Consider the following 19,383-nt stretch of genomic DNA (forward strand, 5'->3'; position numbering starts at 1 on the left):
GCTTACGCTGATTGGTGTGAATCACAAAACGGCTCCGCTGGCGTTGCGCGAAAAAGTCGCCATCGGCCGTGCCGCTCTGCCGGATACGACGCGTGCGTTGGCGGCACTGCCCGGAGTGGCCGAGTGCATGATTGTTTCCACCTGTAATCGTGTGGAGATGATTGCCGCGCTGGAAACGCCCGCCGTGCAGGTGGCTGAGTTCCTGGCCCAGCACTTTGGCGTGGCCACCGACGAGATTCTGCCCCACATCTACGAGTACCGCGACCGAGAAGCTGTCGATCATCTCTTCCGCATGGCCGCCAGCCTGGACTCAATGGTGGTGGGCGATGCGCAGATCCTCGGTCAGGTGAAGGAAGCTTTCGCCGTGGCCAAGGCCGCAGGCACCGTCCGTGGCCAGCTTGAGCACCTGATGCAGAGCGCCTTTTCCGCCGCCAAAAAAGCGCGCAGTGAAACCGGCATCGGCGCCAACTCGGTTTCCATCGCATCGGTTGCCGTGGAACTGGCGAAAAAGATCTTCGGCTCACTGGAAGGCCGCACTGCATTCATCGTGGGCGCAGGCAAAATGAGCGTGCTGGCCGCGCGGCATCTGATGCAGCAGGGCGTGAGCAAGATTCTGGTGACCAATCGCACTCTGGAGCGCGCCGAGCGCATGGCCGAGGAAGTGGCCGGCCGCATCACGCCGCAGGTGGTGCCCTTCGAGCAGATTTATGAAGCCGCCGCGCAGGCCGACATTGTGCTCACTTCCACCGGAGCGCCGCACGTCATCTTCACCCGGCAGCATGGACAGGCCTTCCTGCAAAAGCGTCGCAACCGGCCCATGTTCTTCATCGACATGGCGGTGCCGCGCGACGTTGATCCGGCCATGAATAAGCTGGACGGCATCTTCGTCTATGACGTGGACGATCTGCAGCAGGTGGCGGCGGCGCACATGGCCGAACGCGCCCGCGAAGCCACCGACGCTGAGTCGATTGTGGCCGCCGAGGTTGAGCGATTCCAGCAGCGGCAGCTTGCGGTCAATGTGGCTCCGGCGATTGTTGCCTTGCAGCAAAGGGCGGAAGAGTTGCGCCGGGCGGAGCTCGAGCGCATGCACGCCAAGCTGGCCTCGCTTTCCGCTGAACAGCAGGCTGCGGTCGAGGCGCTCACCCGTGGCCTGGTCAACAAGTTTCTTCATCCGCCCATGCTGGCGCTCAAGCAGGCCGCGCGCGAAAGCGATCAGAGCAAGATCAATGCGCTTTGCGACGTCTGGCAGATCTCTGCCGTGCCACAAAACGAATCCGAAACAAAGGAAGACCATGAAGCTGCGCATCGGTAGTCGCGGTTCCCAGCTTGCCCTCTGGCAGGCCCATCACATTGAAGCTCTGCTCGTCGCCGAAGGCCACGCGGTTGAGATCGAAATCATCAAGACCACCGGCGACAAGCTGCAGGAAGTCACCTTTGCGCAGGTTGGCTCCAAGGGCATGTTCACCAAGGAGATTGAAGAGGCTCTGGCTGAAGGCCGCATCGATCTGGCCGTGCACTCGCTCAAGGATCTGCCCACCGAACTGCCTGAGCCCTTCGCATTAGCCGCTACGCCGCATCGTGTAGACCCGCGCGATGTGCTGGTTGCCGTGAACTACAAAAATCTTTCCGAGTTGCCGCAGGGCGCGCGCGTGGGAACCAGCAGCCAGCGCCGCCGCGCTCAGCTCAAGGCTCTGCGGCCTGATCTGGAAGCCATCGAGTTCCGTGGCAATGTGGATACGCGCCTGCGCAAGCTAGCGGAAGGGCAGGTGAGCGCGATTCTGCTGGCTGCCGCTGGCCTTGATCGTCTGGGCAAGACCGACTGGGTGCGTGAGCGTTTGAATCCGCGCCAGTTCTGCCCGGCTGCCGGTCAGGGAGCGCTCGGCATTGAAGCGCGCAAAAACGATGCTGCCGTGCTCAATGCGCTCAGCTTCCTCGATCATGCGCCCACCCGCTTTGCCGTCGCTACGGAACGCGCCGCGCTGGCGGCGTTGGGTGGCGGCTGTCAGGTTCCTATCGGCATTCACTGCCGCCCGGCGATTGCTCCCGGCGCTGAAGTGGGCGACTGGTATGAGGTCTTTGGTGTGGTGGCTGATCCTGCCACCGGCAGAGCTGTTCGTGTAGAGCACGCTGCCGCCGCTGTCCATCCCGAAGCTCTTGGCCAGCTCATCGCGCAGAAGCTCAAGGATGCGGGCGCAGAAGAAATTCTGAGCTGCTCGGCCGGAGGCCAGAAGTGACCAAGGGCCGTCGCGTCCTGGTCACGCGTGCCGCCCATCAGGCGGGCCGCTTGAGTGAGGCGCTGCGTGCCCGTGGTCTGGAGCCTGTCGAGGTTCCCGTGCTCAGCATCGAAGCTCCTGCGGATTGCAGTGCTTTGGATGAGGCGATACGTTCCATTGCCAGCTACGACTGGCTGATTCTGACCAGCGGCAACACGGTACGCGCTCTGGTGGATCGTGCGGCGGAGCTTGGCCTTTCGCTTGCACTTGTTGCTGCGTTGCAGCAAGTGGCAGCGGTGGGTTCTGCCACTGCGAGAGCCGCCGAAAAAGCTGGTCTGAAGGTTGCGCTGGTTCCTGAAACGTACGTTGCGGAATCCTTGGTGGAGAGCCTGCAAGGGCAAGTCTTCCAGAAGAAAATCCTGCTGGCCCGCGCCGAAGTTGCGCGCGATGTGATTCCCGACGCGCTGCGTGCAGCGGGTGCGCTGGTCGATGTGGTGGACGCTTATCGCAACGTGCTGCCCGCCGCCGCGCCAGCCCTGCTCCGCGCCGCACTGGAAGAGGGAATTGCCGCTGCCACCTTCACCAGTTCGTCGAGCGTGACGCATCTGGCGAGTGCTGCTCAGGCGGCTGGAATTGATTTTCCCTTCGACGGCGTGAAGGCCATCTCCATCGGACCCATCACCAGCGAAACCCTGCGCAATGCAGGCTGGGAACTCGCTGCCGAGGCTGTCCCCTGCGATATTCCGGGGTTGGTGGAAGCCGTGAATCGCATTGTGAACCCTGCCTGAAGTATAAAAAACGTAAATGCTCTGTCATCTTGAGCGGAGTTTGGCCGGTTTTTTGGCCAAATGGAGTCGAAAGATCTGCGGTTGTTCTTCAAGGATCTTCTGCGGAAGTTGTGCGTCTTTGGAGCCAGAGTTCATGGGGAAAGAGGCAAAAAGCAACCGCAGATCCTTCGACTCCCTGCGGTCGTTCAGGATGACAATCGACAGCCTGTTTGGCGCCTTCTCCTTGCGCCCTACTCTGTTTTATCTACGACTGCCAAGTCTTGTCTTTCGCCGTGCACACCTGCTCCAGATTGCACTGGTCGCACTTGGGCTTGCGCGCATAGCAGACCGCGCGGCCATGATGGATGATCTGGTGGCTGAAGCCGATCCATCGCTCCTCAGGCAGAATCTTCATCAACTCCTGCTCCACCTTCTGTGGCGTATCGCCCTTGGCCAGCGCCAGCCTTCGCGTAATGCGGAAGACGTGTGTATCCACCACCACGCCCTCGGCCTTGCCAAAGCAGACGCCCAGCACCACGTTGGCGGTTTTGCGCGCCGCGCCGGGCAGTTGCGTCAGCTCATCCAGCGTCTCAGGAACCTTGCCCTTGAACTTTTCCAGCAGCACCTGCGCTGCGCCCTGAATGTTCTTCGCCTTGTTGTGATAAAAACCTGTAGACCGGATCAGTCCTTCCAGCTCTTCAAGCGAAGCTTTGGCCATCTTTTGCGGCGTGGGGAAGCGACGGAAGAGCGCGGGCGTAACCATGTTCACGCGCACGTCGGTACACTGCGCGGAAAGAATCGTTGCCACCAGCAACTCCCACGGCGAACTATGGGTGAGAGCGCATTCCACGTCAGGATAGGCTTCATCGAGCCCGCGCAGAATGGCTTCAATGCGGTCAGGAGTGAGGAAACCATTTTTGCGGTGAGATCCGGGGACGTTGAATATTTTCCGGTTCGACATGAACTGAGTCTACAATCTCGAAATTCTTCTTACCACCCATCACTGCAACTGACATGCAGAATCGCGACTCGGACATCTGTATGCCGGAATAAAAGCAGGATAAAGGCGACTACTCCGATGCCACAGAGTACCTTAACTAACGAGCGCATCACATTCCCTCACGCAAGACGAGGATCAATGTACCACATCGCTCGTTAGTAAAGGTCGCAATTATCGTTCTTTACAGCTTGCCTTCCGTCCAATCGCCCAGCTTGTCCAGTTCCAGACGCAGGGCCAGGAAGAACTGGCCAAAGAGCCCGTAGACAGCCGAGACTTCGTCAAAGCGCATCTCGTAGATGATCTTCTTGAAGATCACCGGATCTTCGGCGAAGAGCGTCACGCCCCACTCCCAGTCGTCCAGACCGACCGAGCCGGTAATAACCTGTTTGACCACCTCGGCGTAGCGGCGGCCGATCATGCCGTGTTCGTGCATCATGCGCTGGCGTTCGGCAAAGGGTACCGCGTACCAGTTCTTGTCCTCGCCGCGTTTGCGGTCCATGGGGTAGAAGCAGAGGTACTTGGCATCGGGGATTGCCGGATAAAGGCGTGGAGCCATGGCAGAAGCGCCACGTTCCAGGCTGGAGCGCACCTCGGCATTGAATTCCGGCGTGTTGGGCTCCAGTCCCTTGGCGGCGGCAGCCTCCCAGGTCTTGCGGCTGGACTCATACAGTCCCAGTTCCACAACGGAAACATAGGAGTGGCTCAGCGTCAGGTAGTCATAGAGTGGCGTCTGGGCCAGGTCCAGTTCCACCTGATTCAGCTCCTCGAAGTTTTCGCGGAAGTGGACCAGCACCAGATCGCCTTTGTGGCCAAGCTGCGAAAAAATGGCCGAGCGGACGGGTGCGTCCTCCGATTCGCGCTCCAGCATCTTCAGTGTTTTCGCGGTTTCAGAGACAATCCGCGCACGTTCGGCAGGTGTGCAGCTCTTCCAGGCTTTCCAATCAAAGCGGAAAAACTGATGTAGTGTCGCCGAGCCTTCCAGCGTGAGAGGAACAGGGGAAAATTCCGTCATGAATGCCTCCATACGAGCAGATTACGAGTTGCCCGTTACCCACATCGTATCAAAATGGAAATGCATACGTGTGTGCAAGCGTGTGCAGGAAAGTTTCCGCTAAATTTTGGTAAACAAGCCACTTGCGGGTTCTATACTGAGGTTGTTCATGAGTGAAAAGATTATTGCGCTTCTTGTTTTGTTGGTAACCCGGGCAATCAGTTTTGGTGGTTATGCCGGTGTTGCCGCTCTGATGGGGATTGAGTCGGCTTGTATTCCGCTGCCATCTGAGATCATCATGCCCTTTGCCGGCTACCTGGTTTTTTGCGGCCGTTTCAGTTTGCTGCTTGTAGCTACGGCAGGAGCAATTGGCTGCAACCTTGGCTCTCTGGTTGCTTACTGGATCGGTGCCGCCGGTGGTCGCCCCTTGGTGGAGCGCTACGGCAAGCTGGTTCTGATGAGCCATCACGATCTGGACCGTATGACTTCGTTTTTTGAGAAGTACGGATCCATCACGGTTCTTCTGGGTCGCCTGTTGCCGGTTGTACGGACGTTCATTGCCTTTCCGGCAGGTATTGCCAGAATGCCGCAGGCAAAGTTCCACATGTACACCTTTCTGGGATCGTGGCCTTGGTGCTTCGGTCTGGCCTATGTAGGCATGAAGTTGGGGGAGAAGTGGCATACCGACCCCCGTTTTCACCAGGCGTTTCACCGCTTCCACCTCGGAGTTGAGGTTGCATTGCTGGCGGCAATCGTCTGGTTTGTCTGGTCGCACATCCGGCGCTCCAAAGCCTCGGTTGCGGCCTGACAGGCAGCTAAAACAAACTTGAGTAAGAGCTGACGACGGGTCAATTGGCCCGCCAACCATGCACAAGAGCGTGGGCAAGATCCTGCGCCTCAAAAACAAGGAAGGTCAAAGAAAATGTCGACAGAGAAGATCGCTCCTGCAAAAGGCAAACTGGGCGTAATGGTCGTGGGCCTGGGTGCTGTGGCTACCACGATGATCGCCGGTGTGGAAGCTGTACGCCGCGGATTGGCCAAGCCGATTGGTTCGCTCACCCAGATGGGCACCATCCGCCTGGGCAAGCGTACGGAAAACCGCTCCCCACTGATCAAGGAATTCGTGCCTCTGGCTGACCTCAACGATGTGGTCTTTACCGGCTGGGACATCTTCGAAGACAACGTCTACGAGTCTGCCGCCCACGCCAAGGTTCTGGACGAGAAGCTGCTTGACCAGATCAAGCCCTACCTGGAAACCATCAAGCCGCTGCCGGCCGTTTTTGACCAGTACTACGTGAAGCGCCTGCATGGCACGCACGTCAAGCAGGGCAAGAACAAGCGCGATCTGGCCAATCAGGTGATCGAGGACATTCGCAACTTCAAGAAGACCGTGGATCGTGTGGTGGTCATCTGGGCTGCCTCGACGGAAATCTTCCTGCAGCCGACTGCCGTCCATCAGAGCATTGAGGCCTTCGAAAAGGGCCTTGAAGACAACGACGTCAGCATTGCTCCTTCGCAGATCTACGCCTATGCGGCGCTCAGCGAGGGTGTGCCCTTTGCCAACGGTGCACCGAACCTGACGGTGGACAATCCCGCCATGGTCGCACTGTCCAAGAAGAACCATGCCCCCATCTGCGGTAGGGACTTCAAGACCGGCCAGACCTTCATGAAGACCGTGCTCGCGCCCGCCTTCAAGACCCGCCTGCTGGGCGTCAAGGGGTGGTTCTCCACCAACATCCTCGGCAACCGCGACGGCGAAGTGCTGGACGATCCCCAGAGCTTCAAGACCAAGGAAGAGTCCAAGCTCGACTCGCTGGAGTACATCTTCCAGCCGGAGCTTTACCCCGACCTCTACAAGGATCTGTACCACAAGATCCGCATCAACTACTATCCGCCGCGTGGCGACGACAAGGAAGCCTGGGACAACATCGACATCTTTGGCTGGCTCGGTTACCCGATGCAGATCAAGGTGAACTTCCTTTGCCGTGACTCGATTCTGGCTGCCCCCGTGGCGCTCGATCTGGTGCTCTTCCTCGATCTGGCCAAGCGTACGCCCGAGCTGCAATCGATTGGTGTGCAGGAGTGGCTCAGCTTCTACCTGAAGGCCCCGCAGACGGCCGAAGGCCTGAAGCCGGAGCATGATCTGTTCATTCAGTCGATGAAGCTGAAGAACACTCTGCGCCACATTGCCGGCGAAGAGCTGATCACGCACCTCGGCCTGGAATACTACGACTAATCTCAGATGCAGAAAATGAAAAGCCCCGGCCATGGCCGGGGCTTTTCTTTCGTTGAACGGGAGAGTGAGTGAAATCAGGCGAGCACGATTGCGGGTTCTAGCACTGGAAGTGCGGGAGCCACAATAGCCTGTGGTGGCATGGCGGCCACTGCCGCATGCGCAGGACGCGTCAAACGGTGGACGAAGTGATACGGCGGCCACGGACCGGAGTGCTGCATGGTGCAATCGCGCATCATGACGCTGGTGGAGGCATACTTGTTCTGGTAGCGTTCCACATACTTGCGGTCAATCAGATGTGCAATGTCGAGCAGCATCTTGCCGTTTTCAGTCAACCGACAGCTGACCTCCTCGTCGAGCGGCATAAACAAGCGATGCATCTGGAAGCTGATTGCCCGGGCGCGGGTTTGCCGCTCACGGGCGCGGGTGGCATTTTCGCGCAGGTTGGACAGATACTTCTGGCCTGTCGCTGCCGGAATCTGGCTGGAAACCTCCTTGGTGCAACAATCGTCCACCAGAATCTTCAGATGCATTTCGGTCTTGCCACGCAGTTTTTCAATGTTAGTCACAAACTGCCGCTGGTTGGACCGGATGGACTTCCGCAGACTCTCGTCATCGTTGAAGATGGTGCCGAAGCGGAAGGGAAGGACGGTTGACTGCTGAAAGCAGTCGGAGATGACGCGTGCGTGATCGACGCCTGACTTTGGATTCAGGCTTTCGCTCGAGTTATGTTCGCTAACGACAATGGCCAAATCACTTGCGGGGTACAAAAAAACCTGGTTTCCGCTAATTCCGTGAACTGATTCCAGAGGAACTGGTTTACGATGACGGGCTAACTCAGGAAAGGCTAGTTTTTCACCGATGCAGTAGGCATACCATGCCATATCGAGACACTCCGTTCGCAGACGCGAGCTTACTGAACAAGCGCTGCTCGTTGGTGAAACGCGGTGAGCTTGTGAACAGCTTATACATGGAGGAGGGCAAGAACCGTAGTTTGGTAGCCCAGTTCAACTACGCGAATCCTAGCCTTCCGAAAATACGGTTGGCAACAGCAAACTTAGCTATCCGTGTCCTAGACGGCTCGAATGATCAAAGTAACTTTTGTACGATGAAATCGGATGTTGATCCTGCGGATTTGGTCGATAAAACAGTCCTTTTAGATCATGTAGGTCTTGATCCTTTGCAGTTTTAACTTCCTGAAACAGAGAAACAGAAAAGAGATTTTCCAAATTTTTAGATCGTCATGATTGAAAATAAAATACTTACGAAGACACCCTCATAAAGTTGGAGTCCACTGGAAATTCCATTCAGCGGAATTTTTTGCAATTCCGCAGAATTCCTCAGGGAAGTACCCGTTGAATATGTAAATAAAGGATTAGATTCAGCAATAACGAAAGGGTGAGCATCGCCAGCATCACAATTGTGACAATGTTTACCCGTGTGCCCACTGACTTCAGATCATCCATCAGCTCCTGCTGCTCAAGCGTATTGCGGTCCGTCGCCTGGCGCACCATGTCGAGCCGGTCTTCCACCCGCTTGAGCGAAGCATTCTGCTCCGTCATCTGCCCACGCAGCTCGTGCTGCTCCTGTTGAAGCTGATTCAGGCTCTCTTTGATCGGAGCCAGATGCGCGGACTGAGCCGGTTCCCGCACCACCTCAACAGACTGCGCCGGGGTCGGAATCAGCGCCGATGGAGCGCTCTGGGGTCTGGGAGTGGCTGGCGCACGCAGATCGAGCAGGGGAAGCAGTTTCTGCACGAAGGGCATGGCGATTTTGAAGGCGCTGATAGCTTTTTGAATGTTGCTGGCGAAGGGGTCGCTGCTGGCCTGCGGGTTGGCGCTGGGCTGCGGCTGCCGGGCTGCCCCAGGACGCGCTGCGGGCTGCTTTGCGGCGGCCGCTGGACCTGGTCCAGACTCGGGTTTGGGCTCGGGCTCAGACTCGAATTCTGACGCAAACCTCGGTTTGGCTTCCGGCGCAGCAACGTAACGCCCTCTTCCTCCTCGGGAAAGAGGCGTTCCCTGGGCGCGATCCGTGCCCGGATTGCGATCATTCAACACGTCTTCGAGCGAATCTCTCATCAGCTTCTGTTTCTACTATAGTGGCGTTGTGGCTTTCAGGAAGGGGAGGTAGTTCGGGAGGCAACAGAAATCGCGTATCCTCAGTACAGCCCTAAGCCTATTCAAGCATTCGGAGCAAGCATGAAGCGTCTTTACTCGCGGGCAATGCGCAGCCTGCAAAGCAATATCCTGGCTGGCATTCTTACCATTGGTCCGCTGTTTGTCACCTGCCTCATCTTCAGCTTCCTGTTCAGCACGCTGGCCAAGGCCGGTTTGCCGATGGTCAAGCTGATGGCCGTCATCTTCCCGGAAGAGTTGCTGCTTCAGCCCTGGCTGCAGTCCGTGCTGGCGATTCTGCTGACGGTGGTGGTTCTTTATGTCACAGGCCGCGTCACCTCGCTGGTGGTGGGCCGCCACTTGTTCCGGCTTTTTGAGGCCATTCTGGAGCGTCTGCCCTTTGTAGCCAAGGTCTATACCTCGGTGCGGCAGTTGCTGGATACGATGATGGCCAAAAAGGAGAGCAGCCAGCGCGTGGTGCTGGTGGACTTTCCCATCGCCGGGCAGAAGTGTATTGGTTTTTTGACGCGCCAGATGACCGACGAGAGCACCGGACAGGCGCTAGCTGCCGTGCTGCTGCCGAATGCCATTAATCCGACTTCGGCGATTTTGCAGATTCTGCCGCTCGACCGGGTGACCGATACGGACCTGAGCATGGAACAGGCTATGAGCATGCTGATGACCGGCGGCGCGGTAGGGCCGGATTCGATCCGCTTTGAAAAGTCAGCCAGATCGTAGAATCCAGAGAGTAGACTAATGCTTGGGCAATATGCCTGTGCCTGTTGTGGCATAATGTCCGCAGAGGTATCCATGGCGACCAACCCCAAGGTTTTCTCATTCATTGGTGTTCAACCCATGTCGGATCTGGAGTTGGCTACCCAGACGGAAAAGGGATTTCCGTTAGCCACCATTGAGCACCTCAAAAAACATGGGTTGACGTTTACCGAAATTGCCGGATCCATCATCTCTCCGCGCACCCTCAAGCACCGCAAAACCCGTCAGGAACCACTTTCCAGCGTTGAAACCGAGCGGGTAGTGCGTGTGGCACGCATTGTGGAATTGGCCGAACAGGTCTTTGGCTCGCGCGAAAAGGCTTTTTTGTGGCTGCGTTCCACGGATGAGCGTTTGAATGACCGCACCCCCATCCAGATGCTGGTGAGCGAACCGGGGGGAAGGCTTGTGGAAAGCATGCTCTGGCAGATCGACGAGGGGATTTACGCTTGATCCATCTTTGGAGAATCAGCAACCACGCTGATCTTGCAGGGGTTGGAGGCGAAAAAGCGGATGGGCGCTGGCATACGGCCGCCATGGGCAAACGGATCGTCTACCTGTCGGAACATCCAGCCGTTGCGCTGGTGGAGACGCTCGCCAACCTCAGAGGCAACCCGGCCCTGTTTCCGCAAGGATTCCAGCTACTCAAAGTTCAAGTGGAAGATGAAGCTTTTGCCCGCAGAATCGAGCTGGTAGAGAGCGAAGAGCAGGCCCGCGACGCGCAGTTCTGTCGGCAGGCTGGTGATGCGTGGCTCAAAAACCGGTCGAGCGCTCTGGCCGTGGTTCCTTCCGCTCCATCCCCGCGTTCGCTCAATGTGCTGCTGAATCCATTGCATGGCGATGCACCGGGAATCCTCGTGGCAGAAAGCTGCTGGATCCGGTACGACAAACGCCTGTTTCATACCGGATCCAGTCCATTTGTCTGAGTCAGCAAGTCGGCGCGGAGAGCATTGGTTCCGGCAACGAAGCTGTGCCCATTTCCCACGCTCCATGCGCTGACTTGCTGACCCGCCGTCTAGGCTTCCACTTCGGATTTGTCGCTGATCTTGCCGCCGGCGTGTTCGCTTTCTTCGGTGATCGAGCGCAGGCTGATGTTTTCAAACTGTGCCCAGGTCAGGCCGATGGGAATGATGCTCAGGAAGGTGACCAGCAGAAGAACCGCGGCGGCTGCCGTAGCGGCCTCCGGTGCTGCTCCCAACAGTCCGCTGAGCGCCGCTGCCACCAGACCGATCTGCGTGAACCACCCGATGATCGGCAGTTGCAGAGCGCTGGCGCCACCGCTGATGGCCATCACCAGAATGCCGCGGGAAAGGTTCATCGTCGCCAGTGCCGGGCAGGCCGTGAAGGCGCGCAGGGTGGAGATGTAGGCAACGGTGATCAACGCCCACATGGAGAGCGAAAGGCTCAGCACCACGATCAGGTCGGTCAGCGAGCGCATATTGTCGAGCCCGGCATGGAAAGCGCGGATCTTCTGTCCGGCGGCGTGGCCAAGTTTGGGCGAGATCAGGCCAAAGAGCGTTTCAAAGAGCGAGGCCACCCAGGATCCAGCCATGCGTACAAACAACAGGAACAGGCCTCCGCCAATAGTGGCCACAAGCCCCGTGGTGCCTACCTTGCGGACGATCTCCTGATGCGGCATGGAACCGGCTGGCGAGAGCAGAATCACCGAGAAGATGATGATGGCCATGGCGCCAAAATCGAAGAGGCGCTCAACAACGTAAACCGCGAACTGCGTGCTCAGGTCAGAGCCGGTCTTTTTTGCCACCAGAAAGGGCCGCACCGGGTCGGCCACGCGGCCAATCAACGCCACGGCTGTAAAGCCGATCACCTGCGTGCCGATGAGCGAAAGCGGCTGCACGCGCTTGGAGTGGCGCATCAGATAGGCCCAGCGGTAGGCGCGGAAGACGTAGGCGACATAAATGCTGGCAATTCCCAGAAGAACCATGCGCCAGTCGGCGAGTTTGATTTGTTGCCCGAGCTGGCTAAAGTCGAAGTGAAAGCGTCGGCAACCCCAGGTGAACAAAATAGCTATGGCAAGCAGGGCTACAGGCGTAAGAATCAGTTGTTTCTTCTTCAAGGGATCTCCAGAAATTTTCTTGCGGTTTTGCAGTTTCTATCCTACGACCTGAGGATGAATCGGGCGAGAATTTCGCAGGCTACGCTCAGGGCAGGCTACGCTCAGGGCAGGCTTCATGGTTGCAAGGCCGCTGACTTGGCCGTCCACGCTGGCTTCGTGGAGCGGGCCTGCGCCTGGCGGGCCATCACGCGCCGGTTGAACTCGTGGATCACGCGGGCCACGTAGGCGCGGGTTTCCGCGTAGGGCGGAATGCCGTGGTACTTGTCCACGGCCGCCGGACCGGCATTGTAGGCCGCCAGCGCCAGCGCCAGATTGTCGTGATAGCGGTCGAGCAGCGCATCCAGATAGGCCGAGCCGCCACGCACGTTCTGCTCGGGCTGGAAGCTGTCTGCCACGCCCAATGTGGCGGCGGTGGATGGCATCAACTGCATCAGGCCGCGTGCTCCGGTGCGGCTGACCGCATGGACATTGCCGCCGCTTTCAGCCTTCACCACGCTGGCCAGCAGATCCGCGTCCAGATTGTGCGTTTTTCCAGCCGTCGTCAGAATCTCGCCCAGATCGGCCTGACTCAGGGGTGCGCTGGCTGCGGTGGGGGTGGCAAGCAGCTTCGAATTGGTTTCAGCCGGAGTTGCGGGCGGATCCGGAACCAGCTCAAAACGCTCCACATCCTCCTGCGCGTAGTCAATGAAGCTGCCTTCGCCTGGGCTCAGATAGAGCCGCAGACGGCCATCGACCACGGCGTGATGATGGCAGGGCTGCTCGAATCCGTTGTGCAGAAGAGCAAGCTCGGCGGCGCGTGCCGGGCCGCTTTCCAGCAGACAAAAGACGGCCAGAAGCGGAAGCAGCGTGCGTGTGCGTCGGGGGAACATCGGCAGAATCATCCTAGTGCATTTTTGTGCCCGGCGGAAGGCGTTCTTAGAGCAAATCCAGAGTTTCCGTGGGGGCGGGAAGAAGGTGTTAGGCGCAGTTTTCTTGAGGAAAACTGCACTGGAAAGCATCGACTCGCACTGCACCAACTCTGAATTTGCTTTAGACCGCCAGAGCATCCAGTTTTTTGAGCGCGGCCTCAATGGTCACGGCCACGCCATCCTGATCGTTGGGCGGGGCCTGCTTCCATCCATTCAACTTGGCCATGGTGTGCAGCTCCGGTACGGCGTTGCCCATCAGCACGGCCTGACCGGCCCACTCCAGCATGTCCAGATCATTCCAATTATCGCCGATGGCCATCACTTCCTTGCGGTCTACGCCCAGCCTCTCCGCCAGCCGCTTCAGCCCCCAACCCTTGGAAACGCCCTTGGGCAGCAGGTCCAGAATCGCCAGATCGCGCGCCGGGTACTCGGTGCGGACTGAATCGCACTCCGTCGCCCAGGGGCTGGCCTTCAACAGCGCCTCGGCCTCCCGCATCTGGGCGAGGGTACCGGCGGCCATGCCCTGAATCGGCTGTGTGGCCACATCGTCGCTGTCTTCAAAAGCGCTTTCCAGCGGCTTGAAGACCTCGATGGCCTGACGGTTAGCCTCAATCCACAGCGCAATGCGGCCCCGCGCGGTATCCATGTCCTCCAGAACCAGTTCGCCCCGGCCGGGACGGTCAAAGGTAAAGATCAGGCAGCCGAAGGGGCGCAGCAGCGTGCAAATGCCCCGGGCCACACGAGCCTGCATCGAGCAGCGGTCCAGCGACTGTCCACCCAGCGTGCGCAGTACTGCACCATTGGACGTAAGCAGGGGTGTATCCGCTCGTAGATGTAGCCCGTCGAGCAGCGGCGCGGTGTAGGCGGTGCGGCGGCCGGTGGCAATGGCGACGGTAACGCCCGCCTTTTGTGCGTCAACCAGCGCACGGCCCGTGCGTGGGGTAATGGATCCGCCTACGCTCGGCAAAAGGGTTCCGTCCACATCAATGGCAATGAGCCGAACAGGTGGGTACATGGATCCAGTGTACCGGCTGAGGCGTTTCCGCGCTGCGCAGGCAGTGTGGAATGGGGTAGGCTAGGTGGATGGAACGTCTTTGCAGCCAGTGCCACGCCGAATTGGAAGCGGATTTGCCCGCCGACTGGTGCCCGGCCTGCGGCGGCTCGTTGCTGGTCCGCGACCCCCTCGAAGCCCAGCCGCTACAGCTCGCCGCCGAGGTAGACCATCGCGGCATCCGCCTGCCCAGGCGTCATGCGCTGGGTGGGGTGATTACGCCGCAGTAGGCGAAGTTTGCAGAAAAACTTGCCCAAAGTGAGGTTGCATTTGCGGAGGGAGCAGGGGCCTTCAGGCCCCTGAAAGATGGCCTTCGTAGAGGACCGCCTTCAGGCTCGGGCTTTTTCTTGCCCTGCCTACTTTGGCTGCGAACTTCCGAAAAACTTCCAGATCTGAAGCCCTCGGTCATTGTGCAGATTTTTGCTGGGGTTATAGCATTTTCGGAATTGCTGTAGACCGAAAGCTGGGCGCTAAGTGCCTTTTTCCTCAAGAAAAATGCACCTTGCAAGCCCTTAAAAAGGGCTACGTGTATTCCGAAAATGCTCTAAAACCCCTGCCTTCCTCCGCCACGCGTTTTTCCGTAGCCTGTAAAGCCAGCCTCCCGCCCCACCCAACCTTCCCCGCAAGCCCTCCCACGCGTTACCCTAGGGTTTGCGCGCGAGCTGCGCGCGGAAGGAGTACGAACGCCCCCATGCCTATCACACCGACAAAACATATTTGGCGCAACGGAGAGCTGATTGCCTGGGAGCAGGCGACCCTGCACGTGATGAGTCACGTGGTTCACTACGGGTCGTGTGTTTTCGAGGGGATTCGCTGTTACGCCCAGCCGCAGGGCGCGGCCATCTTCCGCCTGCCCGAGCACATGCAGCGGTTGCTCGATTCGGCCCGCATCTATCGCATGGATCTGCCCTACACGCTCGAAGAGCTGTGCGCGGCGGTGGTCGATCTGGTGGAGTCCAACGGCGTTGCCCCCTGCTACATTCGCCCCTTTGCGCTGCGTGGCTACGGCGAGATCGGCGTCAGCCCGCACGGTTCGCCGATTGAGGTTCTGGTGTCCAACTTCCCCTGGGGCAAGTACATTCAGGGCACGGGCGGAGCCGACGTTTGCGTTTCCAGCTGGAACCGTCTGGCGCCCAACACCATGCCGTCGCTGGCCAAGGCCGCGTCCAACTACATGAATTCGCAGCTGATCCGCATGGAGGCCGAGTCGAACGGCTACCAGGAAGGCATCGCTCTGGACGTGAACGGCACAGTCAGCGAAGGTTCGGGCGAGAACGTTTTTGTGGTGCGCAATGGGGTAATCTACACGCCGCCGCTGGCCAACTCGGCGCTGAGCGGCATTACCCGCGACTCGGTGCTGACCTTGGCCCGCCACTTGGGCCTGACGGTCGTCGAGCAGTCGATTCCGCGTGAGCTGCTCTACATTGCCGACGAGGTCTTCTTCACCGGCACAGCCGCCGAGGTGCAGCCAATCCGCTCCATCGACAAGATTCTGGTGGGCGACGGCAATCCGGGACCGATCACCAAGAAGCTGGCCGACGAGTTCTTCGCCATCGCCAGCGGCCACAAGCCGGACCGCTTCGGCTGGCTGACGCCGGTCAAGGTGGAAGCGGCGAAGTAGATCGCGAGTCAGCAAGTCAGCACATGGAGCAAGTCAGCGCATGGAGCAAACCAGCGAGTCAGCGCATGGAGCATGGGAAATGGAACACAGTTTCGTTGCCAGAACCACTGCTCTCCGCGCTGACTTGCTGACTCGCCGACTCGCTGGTTTGCTGTCTCGCTTTTCCTCACGCAACATCCCCATTTGCGTGGTATGCTTCCAGCCGAGATTCGCACTCATCGGAGGCTGCCATGAACAAGCCCCGTCAATGGAACCGCCGCGATTTCACCCCGACCTCCGCCGGTTATTTCACCGTATTGCGTGAGAGTGGCTGGTTTTCCACTCTGCCTCTTCCCGGAGGCTATCGCTATCAGACCGGGACCAAGAAGAAGCCTGCCTTAAAGCCGGAATCTGCTGCCATGTTTGGCATCACCGCCGTGCAATCACCAGTTCTGCAGTGGTACAAAGATCCGAAGCTGGGGCTGCGTAGACTGGTGCGCCCCGCTCTGATTCTGCTGGCGGTTGGGCTAATCTATCTATCGATTTATGCGTTTGCGTATCTCTGGGCGAAGATGTTCAAAGAGCTTTTGTAGTCTCTGCGCCTTGGGTTTGCCTGCGGACTATTCGCAACGCAGCGCAACAACAGGTTCCACCTTGGTGGCGCGCAGGGCGGGAAAGAGCGTGGCGACGGTGGCCGCCAGCGCCAGCAGCAGAACGGCTGTTGCCCACGCTGCCGGATCGTAGAGCGCAACGCCAAAGAGCAGACTCTTGAGCAGTTGTGCTGTAGCGAGTGCGGCCAAGAGTCCCAGCAAAATCCCCAAGCCAAGCAGACGCAAACCCTCCTGCGCCATGAGCCGCAGAATGGCCGGTCTGGTTGCGCCCAGAGCCATGCGCACGCCAATCTCGCGAGTGCGCTGCACGGCCAGGAAAGCTACGATGCCGTACAAACCAATCAAGGCCATCAGTAGCCCGCAAAGCGCGAAGAAGCCCAGCAGAGCTGTTTCAAAACGCGGCTGATCGGCCAGTTTGCGGACGGTGAGCTGCAATGTTTCCGTCTGCACCGGAACGGTCGGGTCGAGTGCGGAGATCTGCGCGCGGAGCCACGGGGCAAGGTTGGCCGGGGGCAGTGCACTGTCAATGAGCAGCACCGGCGTGGGGCCGCTGCTCCAGTCTTGCGCGAGGTTGCGGCGCAGCGTGTAGAGCTCCGGCGTATTGGCGGCTGTCAGGCCGTTGTTTTTCACGTCTTCGGCCACGCCCACCACGCTGACCCACGGGCCGTCGTGCGTGATGCGCATTTTTTGCCCGAGGGGATCTTCGCCGGGAAAGAGGCGGCTGGCCAGGAGCCGGCTCAGAATCACGGACTGCTCGTTGCCGCCGCGGTCCTGCTCGGTGAATCCGCGGCCGCGCACTATGGGAATCCGCAGCGCGGCAAAGTAGCCGGGGGTAACCAGCCGCGTGACAATCGATCCGCCGGTTCCGGGCGTCATGGGCGGCTTGCCCTCCACACCAAGCTCGGAAAAACGCCCGCCGCTATTCCAGCCGCCCGGGGGCACGGAGTCGGTGATTGCTATGCTGCGCACACCGGGCAGTCGCTCCATGGACTCTTCGGCACGCAGATAAAACTCCATCTTCTTTTGCGCGGTGTTGTAGCGGAAGCTGGGCAGCGCAATTCGCGCGGTCAACACGCTGTCGGCTTGCATGCCCAGCCGCTGGTTCTGCATTCTGGAAAAACTGCGCAGCAGCAAAGCCGAAGAGGAGAGCAGAACCAGGCAAACGGCAATCTGCGCTACCACCAGCCCGCGTCGCAGCAAGGTTTTCTGGCTCGACGGTGTTGCATGTGTCGTCAGCGCAGCGGCGGAGGGCTGTTGCAGGGCGGGAAGAATGCCGAAGAAGAGGCCGCAGACCAGCGCCAGCAATACCGTAGCCAGCAATACGCAGGTCGAGCGTGGCGTGGTTGAGGAAGGCAATGCCAGTGGGTGCCAGTTGCACAAAGATGTGCAGCAGGCCTACGGCCAGCGCCATGCCCAGGGCTGCTCCTGAGAGCGAAAGCAGGCAGGCTTCGGTCAGCGCCTGCTGAATCAGCCGTCCCCGGCTTGCGCCCAGCGCCAACCGCATGGCTTGGTCGCCCGCCCGCGCCTGGCTGCGCGCCATCGTCAGGCTGGCCACATTGGCGCAGGCAATCAGCAGCACGGCCAGCACCGCTGCAAAAAGGATCCATGCAGCCAGGCGAATGTCCGAGGTTTCACGGGCTCGCAGCGAGCGCACGCTCAGGTGGAAGTCCTTGCGGATGCGCGGGGGCAGTACATTCTGCTGGTACTGCGCAAAGAGTGGATCGAGAGAGGCTTTGGCCTGCTCCAGGCTAACGCCGGGCCGGAGCCGGGCAAAGACGCGCATCGGCGTACCGGGAATTGCGGTGCGTTCTTGCCCCTCGTTCAGCGCCATCGGCAGCAGCAGATCTGGCGCTTGCAGAGTGGGCAGTTCAAAACCCTTGGGCAGCACACCAATTACGCGCGCATCCGTTCCGTCCACATTGATCAGCCGGTTCAGAACGCCCGGATCGCGATGGAAGCGGTCGCTCCACAGACCATAGGAAATCAGCGCGACACGCGGACCGTTGGGCCGGTCTTCTTCCGGAAGAAAATTGCGCCCGAGTGCCGGTGAAATGCCCAGCAGAGGCAGAAAACCGCGCTGTGTCTGTATGCAATTCAGTTGCACGGGATTGTTCTCCACCAGATCGCAGGGATGCAGCATGGTTCCTTGCGCAGCCATGGCTTCAAAGGGTGTCTGCTTGTCCTTCCACTGGTAGTAAAAGCCGCCCAGCATGAACTCCTGCACCTCAAGGGACTGCACTATCCCGGCAGAAACCAGACGGTCGCTGTGCGCATAAGGCAGGCTGCGGAAGAGAATACGATCCACCACGCTGAAGACGGCGGTGGTGGCTCCGATGCCGAGCGCCAGCGTAAGAATGGCCGTGAGGGTAAAAACCGGCTGACGCAGAAAGCCGCGCATGGCGTAGCGCACGTCCAGCAGGATGGTTTCCAGCCGCCAGCCGGGGCGCTGGCTGTGGCACTGTTCGCGGGTGCGCTCCAGGCCGCCGAATTCAATGAGCGCGCGGCGATGGGCTTCGCGGGCGCTCAGGCCAGCGGCACGATGCGCTTCTTCGGCCTGCTCCAGATGAAAGCGCAGCTCTTCGTCAAGCTCCTGCTGGCGAAGGTGTGGGCGAAGCGTCTGGCGAAGCAGAAAGGCCGTTCGCCGAAGCCATGCGGCGCTCATTGCGCGGCCTCGGGAGCAAGGCGCAAAACCTGCTCGACGGCAGTCGTCATCCGCTGCCACTGGTTGCGCTCGGCCTCCAGTTGGCTGCGGCCTGCAGTGGTGAGCGCGTAGAACTTGGCGCGGCGGTTGTTCTCCGATTCGCCCCATTCGGCTTCGATCCAGCCACGGTACTCCAGCCGGTGCAGCGCCGGGTAGAGCGATCCCTGACCGATCTGCAGCACATCGGCGGAAAGTTGCTGAATGCGCAGCGCCACACCCCAGCCGTGCATCGGCTGCAGAGAAAGCGTCTGCAGAATCAGAAGATCGAGTGTTCCCTGCAGCAGATCGGAAGAATCGGCCATGAATCTTTCCCCCTTGACGTTCGACAGGAACAATAACGCTGCTC

General features: G+C 59.4%; 21 protein-coding genes. 11 read left to right on the plus strand and 10 right to left on the minus strand.

Features of this window, described 5'->3' with window-relative positions; translation table 11 throughout:
- Positions 1–16 precede the first annotated feature (16 nt).
- Genes hemA through ACOBR2_RS09440 form a run of 3 tightly spaced genes read left to right on the plus strand, consistent with a single transcriptional unit; the run spans position 17 to position 3,001 of the window.
- Positions 17–1,312 (plus strand): glutamyl-tRNA reductase, encoded by a 1,296-nt coding sequence (gene hemA, locus ACOBR2_RS09430; RefSeq protein WP_420239766.1) that lies wholly within the window; start codon positions 17–19, stop codon positions 1,310–1,312.
- Positions 1,293–2,234 carry a hydroxymethylbilane synthase gene (hemC, locus tag ACOBR2_RS09435; protein WP_420239767.1) on the plus strand — a complete coding sequence of 314 codons (942 nt, stop codon included), beginning with the start codon at positions 1,293–1,295 and terminating at the stop codon, positions 2,232–2,234. Before hemA ends, hemC begins: the two co-directional genes overlap by 20 nt.
- On the plus strand, positions 2,231–3,001 hold the full coding sequence (locus ACOBR2_RS09440; protein WP_420239768.1) for a uroporphyrinogen-III synthase: 771 nt from the start codon (positions 2,231–2,233) through the stop codon (positions 2,999–3,001). Before hemC ends, ACOBR2_RS09440 begins: the two co-directional genes overlap by 4 nt.
- Before the next feature lie 244 nt (positions 3,002–3,245).
- Here the strand turns inward: ACOBR2_RS09440 and nth are convergent, their stop codons facing one another.
- Together nth and hemQ are read right to left on the minus strand one after the other, a co-directional pair.
- The gene (gene nth, locus ACOBR2_RS09445) at positions 3,246–3,941 is read right to left on the minus strand and encodes an endonuclease III (RefSeq protein WP_420239769.1); all 696 of its coding nucleotides are present in this window, start codon (positions 3,939–3,941) and stop codon (positions 3,246–3,248) included.
- A 220-nt stretch (positions 3,942–4,161) separates the two neighbouring features.
- Positions 4,162–4,992, minus strand: a complete 831-nt coding sequence (gene hemQ / locus ACOBR2_RS09450; RefSeq protein ID WP_420239770.1) for a hydrogen peroxide-dependent heme synthase — start codon at positions 4,990–4,992, stop codon at positions 4,162–4,164.
- A gap of 148 nt (positions 4,993–5,140) precedes the next feature.
- Between hemQ and ACOBR2_RS09455 the strand changes: the two genes are divergently transcribed.
- Positions 5,141–5,779 carry a DedA family protein gene (locus ACOBR2_RS09455; protein ID WP_420239771.1) on the plus strand — a complete coding sequence of 213 codons (639 nt, stop codon included), beginning with the start codon at positions 5,141–5,143 and terminating at the stop codon, positions 5,777–5,779.
- A 114-nt stretch (positions 5,780–5,893) separates the two neighbouring features.
- Positions 5,894–7,207, plus strand: coding sequence for an inositol-3-phosphate synthase (locus tag ACOBR2_RS09460; RefSeq protein ID WP_420239772.1), 1,314 nt, complete (start codon positions 5,894–5,896; stop codon positions 7,205–7,207).
- A gap of 74 nt (positions 7,208–7,281) precedes the next feature.
- Here the strand turns inward: ACOBR2_RS09460 and ACOBR2_RS09465 are convergent, their stop codons facing one another.
- Both ACOBR2_RS09465 and ACOBR2_RS09470 read right to left on the minus strand, forming a co-directional pair.
- Positions 7,282–8,088 (minus strand): GvpL/GvpF family gas vesicle protein, encoded by an 807-nt coding sequence (locus ACOBR2_RS09465; protein WP_420239773.1) that lies wholly within the window; start codon positions 8,086–8,088, stop codon positions 7,282–7,284.
- 456 nt (positions 8,089–8,544) lie between these two features.
- The gene (locus ACOBR2_RS09470) at positions 8,545–9,282 is read right to left on the minus strand and encodes a hypothetical protein (RefSeq protein WP_420239774.1); all 738 of its coding nucleotides are present in this window, start codon (positions 9,280–9,282) and stop codon (positions 8,545–8,547) included.
- Positions 9,283–9,402: 120 nt separating this feature from the next.
- Here ACOBR2_RS09470 and ACOBR2_RS09475 point away from each other — a divergent pair, with 120 nt between their 5' ends.
- The 3 genes from ACOBR2_RS09475 to ACOBR2_RS09485 all read left to right on the plus strand — a co-directional run bounded on the left by ACOBR2_RS09475 (position 9,403) and on the right by ACOBR2_RS09485 (position 11,015).
- Positions 9,403–10,056: a DUF502 domain-containing protein gene (locus ACOBR2_RS09475; protein WP_420239775.1), complete on the plus strand. Its 654-nt coding sequence runs from the start codon at positions 9,403–9,405 to the stop codon at positions 10,054–10,056.
- Between the two features lie 72 nt (positions 10,057–10,128).
- Positions 10,129–10,542, plus strand: coding sequence for an antitoxin Xre/MbcA/ParS toxin-binding domain-containing protein (locus tag ACOBR2_RS09480; RefSeq protein ID WP_420239776.1), 414 nt, complete (start codon positions 10,129–10,131; stop codon positions 10,540–10,542).
- On the plus strand, positions 10,539–11,015 hold the full coding sequence (locus ACOBR2_RS09485; RefSeq protein ID WP_420239777.1) for an RES family NAD+ phosphorylase: 477 nt from the start codon (positions 10,539–10,541) through the stop codon (positions 11,013–11,015). Before ACOBR2_RS09480 ends, ACOBR2_RS09485 begins: the two co-directional genes overlap by 4 nt.
- A gap of 89 nt (positions 11,016–11,104) precedes the next feature.
- On the opposite strand, the gene ACOBR2_RS09490 is transcribed toward ACOBR2_RS09485, so the two are convergent.
- The 3 genes from ACOBR2_RS09490 to ACOBR2_RS09500 form a co-directional block, all read right to left on the minus strand.
- Positions 11,105–12,166, minus strand: coding sequence for a lysylphosphatidylglycerol synthase transmembrane domain-containing protein (locus ACOBR2_RS09490; RefSeq protein ID WP_420239778.1), 1,062 nt, complete (start codon positions 12,164–12,166; stop codon positions 11,105–11,107).
- Between the two features lie 113 nt (positions 12,167–12,279).
- Positions 12,280–13,035, minus strand: a complete 756-nt coding sequence (locus tag ACOBR2_RS09495; RefSeq protein ID WP_420239779.1) for a lytic transglycosylase domain-containing protein — start codon at positions 13,033–13,035, stop codon at positions 12,280–12,282.
- A gap of 160 nt (positions 13,036–13,195) precedes the next feature.
- Positions 13,196–14,089 (minus strand): HAD-IIB family hydrolase, encoded by an 894-nt coding sequence (locus ACOBR2_RS09500; protein ID WP_420239780.1) that lies wholly within the window; start codon positions 14,087–14,089, stop codon positions 13,196–13,198.
- A 68-nt stretch (positions 14,090–14,157) separates the two neighbouring features.
- On the opposite strand from ACOBR2_RS09500, the gene ACOBR2_RS09505 reads away from it, so the two are divergent.
- The 3 genes from ACOBR2_RS09505 to ACOBR2_RS09515 all read left to right on the plus strand — a co-directional run bounded on the left by ACOBR2_RS09505 (position 14,158) and on the right by ACOBR2_RS09515 (position 16,318).
- A complete protein-coding gene (locus ACOBR2_RS09505; RefSeq protein WP_420239781.1) occupies positions 14,158–14,355 on the plus strand; it encodes a hypothetical protein in 198 nt (65 codons plus the stop codon).
- Between the two features lie 461 nt (positions 14,356–14,816).
- On the plus strand, positions 14,817–15,746 hold the full coding sequence (locus ACOBR2_RS09510) for a branched-chain amino acid transaminase (protein WP_420237773.1): 930 nt from the start codon (positions 14,817–14,819) through the stop codon (positions 15,744–15,746).
- 230 nt (positions 15,747–15,976) lie between these two features.
- Positions 15,977–16,318, plus strand: coding sequence for a hypothetical protein (locus ACOBR2_RS09515; RefSeq protein WP_420239782.1), 342 nt, complete (start codon positions 15,977–15,979; stop codon positions 16,316–16,318).
- Between the two features lie 27 nt (positions 16,319–16,345).
- On the opposite strand, the gene ACOBR2_RS09520 is transcribed toward ACOBR2_RS09515, so the two are convergent.
- From ACOBR2_RS09520 to ACOBR2_RS09530, 3 genes are read right to left on the minus strand one after another with little or no spacing between them, the layout of a single operon-like run.
- On the minus strand, positions 16,346–17,353 hold the full coding sequence (locus ACOBR2_RS09520; protein ID WP_420239783.1) for an FtsX-like permease family protein: 1,008 nt from the start codon (positions 17,351–17,353) through the stop codon (positions 16,346–16,348).
- Positions 17,256–18,998, minus strand: coding sequence for an ABC transporter permease (locus ACOBR2_RS09525; protein WP_420239784.1), 1,743 nt, complete (start codon positions 18,996–18,998; stop codon positions 17,256–17,258). Before ACOBR2_RS09525 ends, ACOBR2_RS09520 begins: the two co-directional genes overlap by 98 nt.
- Positions 18,995–19,339 (minus strand): PadR family transcriptional regulator, encoded by a 345-nt coding sequence (locus tag ACOBR2_RS09530; RefSeq protein ID WP_420239785.1) that lies wholly within the window; start codon positions 19,337–19,339, stop codon positions 18,995–18,997. The genes ACOBR2_RS09525 and ACOBR2_RS09530 overlap by 4 nt, the downstream gene beginning before the upstream one ends.
- Between the last annotated feature and the right edge of the window lie 44 nt (positions 19,340–19,383).

Source organism: Telmatobacter bradus (assembly GCF_048629425.1).
GTDB lineage: Bacteria > Acidobacteriota > Terriglobia > Terriglobales > Acidobacteriaceae > Telmatobacter > Telmatobacter bradus.

Bases quoted from the DNA above. Each gene is read 5' to 3' on its own strand.
- ACOBR2_RS09520 (WP_420239783.1), bottom strand. From the start codon at position 17,353: ATGGAGTTTTATCTGCGTGCCGAAGAGTCCATGGAGCGACTGCCCGGT.
- ACOBR2_RS09460 (WP_420239772.1), top strand. From the start codon at position 5,894: ATGTCGACAGAGAAGATCGCTCCTGCAAAAGGCAAACTGGGCGTAATG.
- hemQ (WP_420239770.1), bottom strand. From the start codon at position 4,992: ATGACGGAATTTTCCCCTGTTCCTCTCACGCTGGAAGGCTCGGCGACA.
- ACOBR2_RS09500 (WP_420239780.1), bottom strand. From the start codon at position 14,089: ATGTACCCACCTGTTCGGCTCATTGCCATTGATGTGGACGGAACCCTT.
- hemC (WP_420239767.1), top strand. From the start codon at position 1,293: ATGAAGCTGCGCATCGGTAGTCGCGGTTCCCAGCTTGCCCTCTGGCAG.
- ACOBR2_RS09515 (WP_420239782.1), top strand. From the start codon at position 15,977: ATGAACAAGCCCCGTCAATGGAACCGCCGCGATTTCACCCCGACCTCC.
- ACOBR2_RS09480 (WP_420239776.1), top strand. From the start codon at position 10,129: ATGGCGACCAACCCCAAGGTTTTCTCATTCATTGGTGTTCAACCCATG.
- ACOBR2_RS09525 (WP_420239784.1), bottom strand. From the start codon at position 18,998: ATGAGCGCCGCATGGCTTCGGCGAACGGCCTTTCTGCTTCGCCAGACG.
- ACOBR2_RS09505 (WP_420239781.1), top strand. From the start codon at position 14,158: ATGGAACGTCTTTGCAGCCAGTGCCACGCCGAATTGGAAGCGGATTTG.
- ACOBR2_RS09475 (WP_420239775.1), top strand. From the start codon at position 9,403: ATGAAGCGTCTTTACTCGCGGGCAATGCGCAGCCTGCAAAGCAATATC.
- ACOBR2_RS09510 (WP_420237773.1), top strand. From the start codon at position 14,817: ATGCCTATCACACCGACAAAACATATTTGGCGCAACGGAGAGCTGATT.
- ACOBR2_RS09470 (WP_420239774.1), bottom strand. From the start codon at position 9,282: ATGAGAGATTCGCTCGAAGACGTGTTGAATGATCGCAATCCGGGCACG.
- ACOBR2_RS09530 (WP_420239785.1), bottom strand. From the start codon at position 19,339: ATGGCCGATTCTTCCGATCTGCTGCAGGGAACACTCGATCTTCTGATT.
- ACOBR2_RS09455 (WP_420239771.1), top strand. From the start codon at position 5,141: ATGAGTGAAAAGATTATTGCGCTTCTTGTTTTGTTGGTAACCCGGGCA.
- ACOBR2_RS09465 (WP_420239773.1), bottom strand. From the start codon at position 8,088: ATGGCATGGTATGCCTACTGCATCGGTGAAAAACTAGCCTTTCCTGAG.
- nth (WP_420239769.1), bottom strand. From the start codon at position 3,941: ATGTCGAACCGGAAAATATTCAACGTCCCCGGATCTCACCGCAAAAAT.
- ACOBR2_RS09495 (WP_420239779.1), bottom strand. From the start codon at position 13,035: ATGTTCCCCCGACGCACACGCACGCTGCTTCCGCTTCTGGCCGTCTTT.